This is a genomic window from Leifsonia sp. P73 (assembly GCF_051059105.1).
GTDB lineage: Bacteria > Actinomycetota > Actinomycetes > Actinomycetales > Microbacteriaceae > Leifsonia.
In genome coordinates this window covers 1,380,938-1,393,204 of the sequence record NZ_CP194931.1, presented here as the reverse complement: position 1 = coordinate 1,393,204, position 12,267 = coordinate 1,380,938, and the positions used below count along the sequence as shown (strand labels likewise).

The following is a 12,267-nucleotide window of genomic DNA, read 5'->3' as shown; positions in this document are numbered from 1 at the left end:
GGATACCGATGCAGTATGTGGCTTTCGGGTTGGCGGCTCTAGCCCTGTGGTGCCTCGTGGAATCGCTGATCCCCGGTCACGCCACCGGGGGCCATCCAGCGTGAGAGATGCTCATGGTGAGTTCTCGGCGGGCGTATTCCAGTTGCGGAACGTCCACCGCAGAAAGGACTGCGAGTCAAGGAGTATCCGCCACGACAGGCAGAGGGTGATGGCGACGAAGTGGTAACCCAGCAGAGAATTCGCCGACGAGGTTTGACGGGCGCACGTAGTAGAGAAGGAGAAGCCCTAACGATATCGGCAACAGCGTCGACACGATCATGATGGCTCGGCCGAGCTTGTCGCTCGTGAGGTATTCCTCCGGGTACCACCGGATCATCCGCTGCCGACGAGGAAGATCCCATAGGCGTTGACGAGAACCCAGAACGCCCTGTTGCTGACGAGTCGACTGCGCCCGACTTCGCCGAGCTTGAGGTAATGCCTTGCGTTTGGCCCGTTCCCGCGAGTTCGATGAACAGCTCCGAAAAGCGGGTCGTTCAGCCGGTAGTCGGCTCGGATCATCTTTCGCGCGAAGTTCTTCCGAAACCCGGCGAGCGAGCGTGACGAGTTCACGCCCTCTTCCGCTTGCGGATATCGCCGCCGACCGCCATCAGGGACCCTCCCACGAGCAAGCCGCCCGCGAAGACGATCAGCCATTTCGGGTCCAGCGTGCCCGCCGCGTCGGCGGCCACTGACGCCACGGACGGGCGCTCGGGTGTCACGTTCTTCGCGTCGATCGGGGCGGAGAAGAAGGCGTAGATGTTGCCGGTGTCGACGCCCGGTGTTCTCGTGTTGGCGAGGACGGTCGCGAAGTTGGCGTAGTACGCCTGGTTCTCTGCGAGGCCGGTGTTCCCTCTGGACAGCAGCTTGTCGACTCCGTGGAGCGCCCTCTCGGCGCCGGACGACGTGGTGGTCGAGTTCTGCAGGAGCGTGTCGAACAGGCTGGAGTTGTCGGGCGTCGTCGTGGAGTTGATGGTGAGGCGGCTGCTGGTCTCCGCCGACTGGGTGATGAACGTGCTGAGCTGGTTGTGGAGTTGTTGGCTGTTGTCGACGTAGACCCCGCCGCCGTCTGGGGTGTAGGTGGTCCAGTCCTGGACGTCGAGGCTGTTGACCGTGTTCGGCGCGAGGGCGGCGCCCTTCACGAAGTCGAGGGCGGCGGCGTACCAGGCGTCCAGGTTCGTCAACTCCGGCTCGAACAGTGGAGAAGGCTCGCCGCCGGGGTCGAGGGAGGCTCTGGTCGCCTCCAGCGCGTCGATCTCGTCGTGCAGGATCGTGAGGATCGCGAGGTCGACGGGCGCGGCAGGCGGGGTCGGGGGAGCCGGCAGGGGAGGGTCATCGGGATCGGTCGGCTCGGCCGGAGGGTTCAACAGCAGTTCGACGGCTCGCAGGTTGCCGATTCTCCGGTCGAGGTCGTCGGTCACGGCTTTGAGGGAGAGGGCGAGGTCCTCGGAGTGCTGCGTGATCGCCTGCCGGAGCTCGGCGACCCTGCTCTGCAGATGCGGCGGGACGACGCCGTCCGGGTCAGCGCACGGCGCCGGGGCGTCGAGCGCGTCCAGACCGCTCAGCGTGCACAGGGTGCCGGTCCTGAACAGGTCGAACTGGGCTCCGTAGACGTCGCGGTCGGACTCGGCCTGATCGGCGATGCCCCGGTTGCTGTTCTCGGCGTTGAGCTGTGCGATCTCTCGTTGGCGCTCGGCGTGCTCCTCGATCCCGGGCAGCTGGCCGGAGAGAGCGTCGGCGTTGCCGGTGAGCAGGTCCGCGACCGCCTTCGCGAAGGAGCTCTGCGCTTCGAGGGCTGCCGCGTTGACGGCCTTCAGGCCGGTGGCGCTCGAGATGAGGCTGTCGAAGGTCGGCATCGTCGTCGCGAACGGTTCGTGCACGTCCGACGCGAGTGCCGCGATGAGGGCCTTCTGGATGCCGACGGCGGCGCTCATGTGCCCGTCCGCCTCGGCGATGTTGTCGGCGAGCGAGGCGTAGTACATGGTGACCACGCTCCGGTTGAAGTCGTGCACGATGCCGCGGATCCTGCTCTCCAGCAGGCGATCGGCGCTGTCGTCCGGCTGGTGCCGAAGCCGGAACTCGACCGTCGCCTGGGTCGGGCTGGTCTCCTGGAGCGTCAGGATGTCGTGCGTGAACGACTGCGGGATGTAGAGGACGGCGTCGACCGAGCCGTCCCGGTACGCCTTCTCCGCGACGGGCCGCGAGACCACCGTCCAGTTGTATTCGGAGTCCTTGGAGATCCGGTCCATGAAAGACGTGCCGAACGCGTACTCCTCGTTGTTGAACTCGGCGGCGAGGTCCTCGTTCACCAGCCCCACCGTCGGCCGGAAGTCACCGACTCGATGGGCCGCGTCGTCGTTCAGGATCAGGAAGCCGGCGACCAGCGCCGCCAGCAGCAGGGGCACGGACAGCAACCGCGCCAGCTTCGATCCACGCTTTCCTGCCGGCCGGCCTGCCATGTGCACCTCTCCCCACGAGATCGCTGTTCGCTCCGTCCATCATAATGCGTATGAAATCTAAGCCCGGATATCCAAGCCCATGGAGGGAAAACAAAACCGCCGAGTACGCGAGCGGTTCGCGTACTCGGCGGTGTGCGTCGAGGCTCAGCCCGCCAGCTCGGGAGCCCAGTCGCCGGTGGCGAGGTACTGGACCTTCTTGGCGATGGAGACGGCGTGGTCGGCGAAGCGCTCGTGGTAGCGGCTCGCGAGGGTGGCATCGACGGTGTCCACGGCCTGGCCCTTCCAGGTCTCGCCGAGCACCTTGTCGAACACGCTGGCGTGCAGCTCGTCGATGTCGTCGTCGTCGTTGCGGATCTCGTCGGCGATCCGCATGTCCTGCGTTCGCAGCAGCTCGGCGAGCTTCTCGGCGATCTGCACGTCGAGGCGGCCCATCTCGGCGAAGGTCCCGCGGAGGCTCTTGGGCACCACCTTGTCGGGGAAGCGGTAGCGGGCGAGCTGGGCGATGTGCTCGGCCATGTCGCCCATCCGCTCCAGGGAGGCGCTGATGCGCAGCGCGCTCACGACGATGCGGAGGTCACGGGCGACCGGCTGCTGGCGGGCGAGGATCTGGATCGAGAGCTCGTCGAGCAGCACCGTCAGCTCATCGATGCGGTGGTCGTTGGCGATCACCTCTTCGGCGAGGGACACGTCCGACTCGTTGAACGCCTCCGTGGCGCTGCGGATCGAGCGGACGACAAGCTCGGCGATCTCGACCAACCGGTCCTGGACGTCGGCCAGCTCCTGCTGGAAAACTTCGCGCATGGGATGAGATCCTTCCTGGGCGTGCGCGGGCACGCGGGATACAGGGGTCGACTGACCCCGTTCAGCATGGTCGCTTCGGGAGGTTAACGGACGGTGCCGTAGGGCTGAACACTGTCTAACGTACCCGCGAAAACACGCGGCGCAGAGCCTCATCGGTCGCGGCGCGTCCTCGCGGATCACCTACGCTTTGGGTATGGACTCCGCCTGGTTGGTGCTGCTCTCGCTCGGGCTGGGGCTGGTCGTCGGCGCGGGATTCGTCTGGATCCTCCACATCGCGGCACGGCGCGGGGACCACGCGGCCGCAGTGTCCAACCCGGCGGTCCCGGACGGCGTCGACCAGGTGCTCGACGCGATGGAGTCCGCAGGCGTCGTCATCGACCCGTCGAACAACGTCATCAAGGCATCCCCCGGCGCGCATGCGATCGGCCTGGTCTGGAACGGCGCGCTCGTCCACCCGCACCTCGTGGCACTGGTCGACCGCGTGCGCCGCACGGGCGAGCCGGTCACGGAGGAGTGCGAGCTGGCGCGCGGGCCGTTCGGCGACGCCAACATCCACCTGAGCGTGCGGGTGGCTCGGCTGGGCTCGCGGTACATCCTGCTGCTGGCCGAGGACCGCACGGAGTCGTTCCGGCTCGAGTCCGTGCGCCGCGACTTCGTGGCGAACATCAGCCACGAGCTGAAGACGCCGATCGGCGCCGTCGGCCTCCTGGCCGAGGCGCTGGACGACGCCTCCGACGACCCGGAGCAGGTGCGCCGGTTCGCGCTGCGGCTGAGCGAGGAGGCCTCCCGGCTCGCCCGCATCACCCAGGACATCATCGAACTGAGCCGCCTGCAGGCCGCCGACGCGCTCGGCGACGCGGAGCGGCTCTCGGCCAAGAAGGTCGTCCGCGCCGCGATCGACCAGAACAAGGTCGCGGCGGAGTCGCGCCAGATCGAGATCGCGATGCGCGGCGAGAAGGACGCGACCGTGCTCGGCAACGAGGCCCTGCTCGTCACGGCGGTCCACAACCTCATCTCGAACGCGATCCAGTACTCGCCGGAGGACTCCCGCATCGGGATCGGCGTGCGCACGGTCGACGGCGTGGTCGAGATCGCCGTCACCGACCAGGGCGAGGGCATCCCCGAGGAGGACCTCGACCGCGTGTTCGAGCGCTTCTTCCGGGTGGACCAGGCCCGCTCCCGCAACACCGGGGGCACCGGGCTCGGCCTCTCGATCGTCAAGCACGCCGTGCAGAACCATGGCGGAGAGGTCCGGGTCTGGTCGCAGCCCGGCCGAGGCTCCACCTTCACCATCCGGCTGCCCGAGGCCGCCGCCGTCCGTCCCCCGATTGGAGAGAACCTGTGACAGCGATCCTGCTCGTCGAGGATGAGGCCGCGCTCAGTGAGCCGCTCGCGTACCTGCTCAAGCGTGAGGGCTACGAGGTGACCGTCGCCGAAGACGGCCCGACGGCCCTCGCGGAGTTCGACCGCGGCGGCGCCGATCTGGTGCTGCTCGACCTCATGCTCCCCGGCATCCCCGGCACCGAGGTGTGCCGCGAGATCCGCACGCGCTCCACCGTCCCGATCATCATGCTGACCGCCAAGGACTCCGAGGTGGACATCGTGGTCGGCCTGGAGCTGGGCGCGGACGACTACGTGACCAAGCCGTACTCCTCGCGCGAGCTGCTGGCCCGAATCCGCGCGGTGCTGCGCCGGCGGGTGGACGAGGCCGAGCTGGAGGACGACGGCATCCTGGAGGCCGGCACGGTCCGCATGGACGTGGACCGGCACACGGTCGCGGTCAAGGGCGACGAGATCTCCATGCCGCTGAAGGAATTCGAGCTGCTGGAGCTGCTGCTCCGCAACGCCGGACGCGTGCTCACCCGCGGTCAGCTCATCGACCGGGTGTGGGGGAGCGACTACTTCGGCGACACCAAGACGCTGGACGTGCACATCAAGCGCATCCGCTCGCGCATCGAGGAGAGCCCGTCGGACCCGCAGATGCTGGTGACGGTGCGCGGGCTCGGCTACCGCTTCAACGCCTGACGGCCGTCCCTGCGAACGACGAAGCCGCCCTCGCGAATCGCGAGGGCGGCTTTCGTCTGTCTGCGTTCGTCCGGCTCAGCCCTGGGCCGGGAGGATGGTCGGCGGCACGAGGCTCTTGTAGTCCGGGAGGCCGCCGTCGAGGACCGGGACCTGCAGCTTCACGCCGGTCTCGTCGGCGTACTGGAAGTACACGTCGTAGTTGCTGCCCGGCAGCGCCTCGAACGGGGTGAGGAAGACGTTGCTGGAGGACGCCTTGTCGGGCTGTGCGCCGATCTTCTTGACCTGGCCGGGCTCGACGGTGACGTAGGCCGCGCTTCCGGAGGAGCCGGAGGTGATGGCGACGCGGTGGCTCTTGCTGTCGGTGTTGACCAGGCTGACCACGAGGTTCCCGACCTTGCCGCCGACGCCGTCGGTGACGATGAAGGCGTTGCGCACGTCGATCTGGCCGACGTTGCCGCTCACGCCGTCGCTGGCGTCGTAGTGCTTCGTGGTGGCCTGCGGTGCGATGAATCCGCACCCGGCTGTGCCGGCTGCGACCGCCAGGGCGAGGACGATGGACGCCGCGACGCGAGCTTTCACTGGATGATCCTCCGTATCGTTCCGCTCGACGGCGCGCTGATGCCTTGTCACGAAGCGGTTTCGTGCCGAGTTTACCGTATGCCGACAGGGCGCCCCGGCCCTCCGGGAGCTGCGGGGGCGAACCTTAGCATGTGCCTCGTGTGGTATCCTATTCGTTGCTGAAGGGACAACATATCTATGCTTTTCGAGGTTGGCGAAACCGTCGTTTACCCCCATCACGGTGCTGCAACGATCACCGAAGTCAAGAAAAGAATCATCAAGGGTGAAGAGAAGCTGTACCTCAAGCTCAACGTGACTCAGGGCGACCTGACCATCGAGGTCCCCGCGGAGAACGTGGATCTCGTGGGCGTGCGCGATGTCATCGGCAAGGAGGGCCTCGACCGCGTGTTCGAGGTGCTGCGCGCCCCCTTCACGGAGGAGCCCACCAACTGGTCCCGCCGGTACAAGGCCAACCTGGAGAAGCTGGCGTCGGGCGACGTCATCAAGGTCTCCGAGGTGGTCCGCGACCTGTGGCGCCGCGACCAGGACCGCGGCCTGTCCGCCGGTGAGAAGCGCATGCTGGCCAAGGCCCGGCAGATTCTCATCTCGGAGCTCGCCCTGGCGGAGAAGACCGACGACGAGAAGGCCTCCAGCCTCCTCGACGAGGTGCTCGCCTCCTAACCTGCGATTCACCCGTCTTCGAAGGGGCCCGCGACGTTGCGTCGCGGGCCCCTTCGGCGTCCGCGCGCCTGGAGGCGCGGCGGGTAGTCTCGGGATCATGAGCAGCAACTCCGGACCGCGCGTCGCGGTCGTCGTCGTCGCAGCAGGCTCCGGCACACGCCTGGGGGCCGAGGTGCCGAAGGCGTTCGTGGAGCTCGACGGACGGACGCTGCTGGAGCGGTCGCTGCATGCCGTGCGCGGCATGCGGTCCGCGGCCGATGCGATCCTCGTCGTCCCCGCCGACCGTGTCGAGGAGGCCGCAGTCATCGGCAGCGCGGCGCTCGGCCGGTCGGCGAGAGTCGTGGCGGGAGGCGCCACCCGTCAGCAGTCGGTCGCGGCCGGGCTCGCCGTGGTCGGCGACGAGGTGGAGGTCGTGCTCGTCCACGACGCCGCCCGCGCGCTCGCTCCCTCGGCGCTGTTCGACGCCGTGGTCGACGCGGTCGTGGAGACGGGTCACGGCGTGATCCCGGGGCTCGCGGTCAGCGACACCATCAAGCGCGTCGCGGGTGACGGCTCCGTTCACGAGACCGTGGACCGCTCCACACTCGCCGCCGTGCAGACCCCGCAGGGCTTCCCGCGGGACCAGCTCCTCGCCGCCTACGCCGCCGCGACCACCGACGAGACCGACGACGCGGGTCTGGTCGCGGCGGCCGGATTCCGTGTGACCGTCGTGCCGGGTGCGACGGAGGCGTTCAAGATCACCACGCCGTGGGACCTGCAGCGTGCCCACGACCTCCTCGCGCCCTCCGGTGTGCCGCGCATCGGGCTCGGCACGGACACGCACGCGTTCGACCCGGCGGCCGAGCTGTGGCTCGCCGGCCTCCACTGGCCCGACGAGTCGGGGCTGTCCGGGCACAGCGACGGGGACGCCGCGAGCCACGCGATCGTCGACGCTCTGCTCGGCGCGGCCGGCCTGGGCGACATCGGCGGGGTGTTCGGCACGGGCGACCCGCGCTTCGCGGGAGCGCACGGGGAGGTGTTCCTGACGGAGACGCGCCGCCTCGTGGAGGAGGCGGGCTACCGGATCGGGAACGTCTCGGTGCAGCTCATCGGGCAGCGGCCGAAGTTCGCGCCGCGGCGGGTGGAGGCCGAGCAGCTTCTGTCCGGCCTCCTCGGCGCCCCGGTGTCGCTCAGTGCGACGACCACGGACGGGCTCGGCTTCACGGGCCGCGGCGAGGGGATCGCCGTCTTCGCCACCGCCCTGCTGTTCCCGCGCTGACCCGTCGAAGCGCCCGTACGCATGTCGGCGGCGGCCCTTACCCTGTGGCGTGACGGGCTCGGGAATCGGGCGCGGCCGGAGCGAGCAGAGGGACGGGACGACATGACGCAGTCAGAGAGCGCGGCCATCGCGCGGACGTACATCGAGGCGGTCGGCGCGCACGACCTGGAGACGGTCGGCGGCCTGCTCTCCGACGAGCTCGCGGCGGTCTTCGCGGGCGGGACGATCGGGAAGCAGGAATGGATCGCGGCGCTCGGCCGGTTGCTGCCCGCGCTGGTGCGCAACGACGTGCGGGAGGTCTTCGCCGACGGCGACCGCGCCTGCGTCGTCTACGACTTCGTGACGGACACCCCGGCCGGCGCGGTGCCGTGCGTGGAACTGGTCACCGTGCGTGAGGGACGGATCACCGCGATCGAGCTGATCTTCGATCGGGTCGCGTTCGCGCCGGTCAACGAGGCGCTGGCGGAGCGGGCGGCCCGCTGAGCTCCTCCACGGGTGCGCAGCCGGACACGGTCCTCCACATCTTCGTCGCGCGCGAAGCGGTCGTTCGCCCCGACCCGTAGGCTGGTGCCGTGACTCTGCGACTCTTCGACACGAAGGCCGGCGCCCTGCGCGACTTCGTCCCCCTGCGCCCCGGCGCGGTGGGCATGTACGTGTGCGGGCCGACGGTGCAGTCGTCGCCGCACATCGGGCACCTCCGCTCGGCGCTGGTCTACGACCAGTTGCGCCGCTGGCTCGCGTATCGCGGGCTGGACGTGACCCTGGTGCGCAATGTCACCGACATCGACGACAAGATCCTCGTCAACGCGCTCGCGGCGCAGTCGCAGGGCGGCTCGGAGGAGTGGTGGGCGCTCGCCTACCGGTTCGAGCTGGAGTTCACGGCCGGCTACACGGCCCTCGGCGTCCAGCCGCCCACCTACGAGCCGCGCGCGACCGCGAGCATCCCCCAGATGCAGGAGCTGATCGCCCGGCTGATCGAGCGCGGGCACGCCTACGTCGCCGAGGACGGCTCGGGCGACGTCTACTTCGACGTCAAGAGCTGGCCGGCGTACGGCGAGCTCACCCGGCAGAGCATCGACAACATGGAGGCCGCGGCCGACGCCGACCCGCGGGCCAAGCGCGATCCCCGCGACTTCGCCCTCTGGAAGGGGCGCAAGAGCGACGAGCCCGCTTCGGCGGCGTTCCCGTCGCCGTGGGGGAGGGGCGGCCGGGCTGGCACATCGAGTGCTCCGCGATGTCGCGCCGCTACCTCGGGCCGCAGTTCGACATCCACGGCGGCGGCCTCGATCTGCGGTTCCCGCACCACGAGAACGAGCTCGCCCAGTCGACGGCCGCCGGGGACGCGTTCGCCTCCTACTGGGTGCACAACGGTCTCGTCCACGTCAACGGGCAGAAGATGAGCAAGTCGCTCGGCAACTCGGTGTACGCCGCCGACCTGCTCGGCGCCGCCCGTCCGCTGGTCGTGCGCTACTACCTCGGGTCGGCGCACTACCGGTCGACCATCGACTTCCACGACGGCTCGCTCAGCGAGGCGGAGGCGGCGCTCGACCGCATCGCCGGCTTCTTCGAGCGCGTCGACCGGCGGCTCGCGGGCACGCGCTTCGCCGGCAGCGGCGTGGAGGTCGTCCCCGGCGCGTTCGCCGAGGCGATGGACGACGACCTCGCCGTGCCGCAGGCGCTCGCCGTGCTGCACGACACCGTACGTTCAGGAAACGCGGCACTGGATGCGGAAGACTTGGAGGCGGCCGCGGCCGCGCGCGGCCATGTTCTCGCGATGACCGAGGTGCTCGGCATCAACCCGCTCTCGCCGCACTGGCGCTCCGCCGGTTCGAGCACGGCCGAGCACGCGCTCGGCACGCTGATCGGTCGCCTTCTCGACGACCGTCAGGAGGCGCGTCAGGCACGTGACTTCGCGGCAGCAGACCGCATCCGCGACGAATTGACCGCCGCGGGAATCAGTATCGAAGACACCCCGTCGGGGTCGCATTGGAGTATCGAAGCATGAAGAACTCAGGTGGCAAGCCCCGGGCCGGGGCAGTGCGCAAGAGCAAGAAGGGCGCGCAGGTCGGCACCGGCGGCCACGGCCGCAAGGCCCTCGAAGGCCGCGGCCCGACCCCGAAGGCGGAGGACCGCGAATACCACGTGGCCTACAAGAACAAGCAGCTCCGCGAGCGCGCGGCGGCCAAGGCGGAGCTGCGCGGCGGCCGCGACGGCGCTCCCCGCGGCGCGTCCGGCGCGGCCCGCCGGGCGAAGACCGGCGACGAGAGCGAGATCGTCACCGGCCGCAACTCCGTGCTGGAGGCGCTGCGCGCGGCGATCCCGGCCTCCACGCTCTACATCGCGTCGCGGATCGAGATGGACGACCGGATGAAGGAGATCCTTTCGATCGCGACCGGCCGCGCCATCCCGGTGCTGGAGATCATGCGTCCGGAACTGGACCGCCTGGCCGGCCGCGACGCCGTGCACCAGGGCGTCGCGCTGAAGGTGCCGCCCTACGAGTACGCCCACCCGGGCGAGCTGCTCGACTACACGCTCCGCAAGGGCCAGACGCCGCTGTTCGTCGCGCTCGACGGGATCACCGACCCCCGCAACCTGGGCGCGATCATCCGCTCGACGGCCGCGTTCGGCGGTCAGGGCGTCATCATCCCGCAGCGCCGCTCGGTCGGCATGACCGCGGCGGCGTGGAAGACCTCCGCGGGCGCGGCTGCGCGCACGCCGGTCGCGATGGCCCCGAACCTGACCCAGACGCTGAAGGAGTTCAAGAAGGCGGGCGTCTTCGTCCTCGGTCTCGACGGCGACGGCGACACCAGCCTCCCCGGCCTCTCCTTCGCCGACCGACCGGTCGTGATCGTCGTCGGCAGCGAGGGCAAGGGCCTGTCCCGCCTGGTGACCGAAACCTGCGACGCGGTCGTGTCGATCCCGATCTCGGCCTCCACGGAGTCGCTCAACGCGGGCATCGCGGCGAGCGTCACCCTCTACGAGATCTCGAAGCTCCGCGCGGAGGGCAAGCCCGTCAAGCGCTGACGCAACCATCGAGGGGCACGTTGTTGTCGCTTCCGAGCCCGGAAAGCGACAACAACGTGCCCCTCGGCGTTGGGGCTCAGACTTTGGAGCGCCAGTCGTCCTCGTCGTCGTCGGTCTCGGCGGTGGTGGCACCGCCGAGCACCGGGATGCTGAGCGTCTCGGTGATCGGTGCGACGACGGTGGCCTCGTCGCGGCGGTGGCGGAGGATGTCGTTGATGTAGGAGGTCAGCGCCTCCGCCAGAGGGACGTCCCGGCCCTCGGCCTGCGACATGAACCAGCGGTGCTCCAGGAGCTGGTGGAAGACCTCCGCCGGCTCCAGCTTGCCCTTCAGATCGGCCGGGATGGCGCGGACGACGGGCTCGAAGACGCGCATCAGCCACTCGTGGGCCATCGCCTCCTCGTCGAGGCCGGGCTTGCCGACCGTCGCCGCATAGGAGTCCAGGTCGTTGAGGAGGCGGCGGGCCTGGTTCTCGCCGGTGTCCAGACCGGTCAGGCGCAGCAGGCGGCGGGAGTGATGGCCCGCGTCCACGACCTTCGGCTGGATGCGGACGGTCGTGCCCTCGTCGGAGGTCTTGATCGCCAGCTCCTCGATGTCGAAGCCGAGCTCGTTGAGGCGCTCGACGCGCTGGCTGATCCGCCAGCGCTCCGACGAGGAGAACGACTCGCTGCCGGTCAGCTCCTTCCAGAGCGAGCGGTAGGCCGCGACGATCCCGTTCGACACCTTGATGGGGTCGAGCTCCTCGTCCACCCGGCCGCCGGCCTCCAGGTCCATCAGCTCGCCTGCGATGTTCACGCGGGCGATCTCCAGGTCGTTCTCGCGCTGCCCGTTCGACAGGCCGCCGTCGTAGAGCTGGCCGGTCTCGGCGTCCACCAGGTACGCCGCGAACGCGCCCGCATCACGGCGGAACAGCGTGTTCGAGAGCGAGACGTCGCCCCAGAAGAAGCCGACGATGTGCAGCCGCACCAGCAGGACGGCCAGGGCGTCGACCAGACGGGTCGCCGTGTCCGGGCGCAGGGTCTGCGAGAACAGCGCGCGGTAGGGGAGCGAGAACTTGAGGTGCCGGGTGACGAGCGCGGCGTTCAGCGCGTCGCCGTCGTCGTCCGTCCGGTTCTTGATGACGGCGACCGGGTCGACGCAGGGCACGTCCAGGCGCTGGAGGGTGCGCAGCATCTCGTACTCGCGCTGCGCCATCTCCGCTGTCGTCTCCTTGATGGCGATGACGTAGCCGGAGAGGTTCGCGAACCGGACGAGGTGCCGGCTGATGCCCTTCGGCAGCAGCGCGATGTGCTCGTTCGACCACTGGTCCAGCGGCAGGTTCCAGGGCAGATCGAGCAGGGCGGGATCGACGGTCGCCGCGGTGATGTTGACAGAGCCGGCCATGAGGCGCCTTCCAGGAGCGGGTGAGGGCGGAAAGCACTCTGCCG

General features: G+C 69.3%; 10 protein-coding genes and 1 pseudogene. 7 read left to right on the top strand and 4 right to left on the bottom strand.

Annotated elements, in window-relative coordinates; all coding sequences use genetic code 11:
* Positions 1-605: 605 nt before the first annotated feature.
* Both ACQ86L_RS07045 and phoU read right to left on the bottom strand, forming a co-directional pair.
* Entirely contained in the window at positions 606-2,450 is a 1,845-nt protein-coding gene (locus tag ACQ86L_RS07045) for a hypothetical protein (protein WP_434318258.1), read from the bottom strand.
* A gap of 189 nt (positions 2,451-2,639) precedes the next feature.
* Positions 2,640-3,296, bottom strand: coding sequence for a phosphate signaling complex protein PhoU (gene phoU, locus ACQ86L_RS07040; protein WP_369962404.1), 657 nt, complete (start codon positions 3,294-3,296; stop codon positions 2,640-2,642).
* A gap of 193 nt (positions 3,297-3,489) precedes the next feature.
* Between phoU and ACQ86L_RS07035 the strand changes: the two genes are divergently transcribed.
* The gene (locus ACQ86L_RS07035) at positions 3,490-4,641 is read left to right on the top strand and encodes a sensor histidine kinase (protein ID WP_434318257.1); all 1,152 of its coding nucleotides are present in this window, start codon (positions 3,490-3,492) and stop codon (positions 4,639-4,641) included.
* Positions 4,638-5,321, top strand: a complete 684-nt coding sequence (locus tag ACQ86L_RS07030; RefSeq protein WP_434318256.1) for a response regulator — start codon at positions 4,638-4,640, stop codon at positions 5,319-5,321. The genes ACQ86L_RS07035 and ACQ86L_RS07030 overlap by 4 nt, the downstream gene beginning before the upstream one ends.
* 75 nt (positions 5,322-5,396) lie before the next feature.
* Here ACQ86L_RS07030 and ACQ86L_RS07025 read toward each other — a convergent pair whose 3' ends face one another.
* A complete protein-coding gene (locus tag ACQ86L_RS07025; protein WP_434318255.1) occupies positions 5,397-5,900 on the bottom strand; it encodes a hypothetical protein in 504 nt (167 codons plus the stop codon).
* Positions 5,901-6,077: 177 nt separating this feature from the next.
* Between ACQ86L_RS07025 and ACQ86L_RS07020 the strand changes: the two genes are divergently transcribed.
* The 5 genes and pseudogenes from ACQ86L_RS07020 to rlmB all read left to right on the top strand — a co-directional run bounded on the left by ACQ86L_RS07020 (position 6,078) and on the right by rlmB (position 10,842).
* Positions 6,078-6,560, top strand: a complete 483-nt coding sequence (locus ACQ86L_RS07020) for a CarD family transcriptional regulator (RefSeq protein WP_021763858.1) — start codon at positions 6,078-6,080, stop codon at positions 6,558-6,560.
* 97 nt (positions 6,561-6,657) lie between these two features.
* Complete coding sequence (gene ispD / locus ACQ86L_RS07015; protein ID WP_434318254.1) at positions 6,658-7,818, top strand: 2-C-methyl-D-erythritol 4-phosphate cytidylyltransferase; 1,161 nt, start codon at positions 6,658-6,660, stop codon at positions 7,816-7,818.
* A 102-nt stretch (positions 7,819-7,920) separates the two neighbouring features.
* The gene (locus ACQ86L_RS07010) at positions 7,921-8,301 is read left to right on the top strand and encodes a nuclear transport factor 2 family protein (protein ID WP_434318253.1); all 381 of its coding nucleotides are present in this window, start codon (positions 7,921-7,923) and stop codon (positions 8,299-8,301) included.
* Between the two features lie 89 nt (positions 8,302-8,390).
* Positions 8,391-9,823, top strand: a pseudogene (gene cysS / locus ACQ86L_RS07005) (cysteine--tRNA ligase).
* A complete protein-coding gene (gene rlmB, locus ACQ86L_RS07000; RefSeq protein WP_434318252.1) occupies positions 9,820-10,842 on the top strand; it encodes a 23S rRNA (guanosine(2251)-2'-O)-methyltransferase RlmB in 1,023 nt (340 codons plus the stop codon). Before cysS ends, rlmB begins: the two are co-directional and overlap by 4 nt.
* A gap of 76 nt (positions 10,843-10,918) precedes the next feature.
* Here rlmB and ACQ86L_RS06995 read toward each other — a convergent pair whose 3' ends face one another.
* On the bottom strand, positions 10,919-12,223 hold the full coding sequence (locus ACQ86L_RS06995; RefSeq protein WP_434318251.1) for a DUF4032 domain-containing protein: 1,305 nt from the start codon (positions 12,221-12,223) through the stop codon (positions 10,919-10,921).
* Positions 12,224-12,267 lie beyond the last annotated feature (44 nt).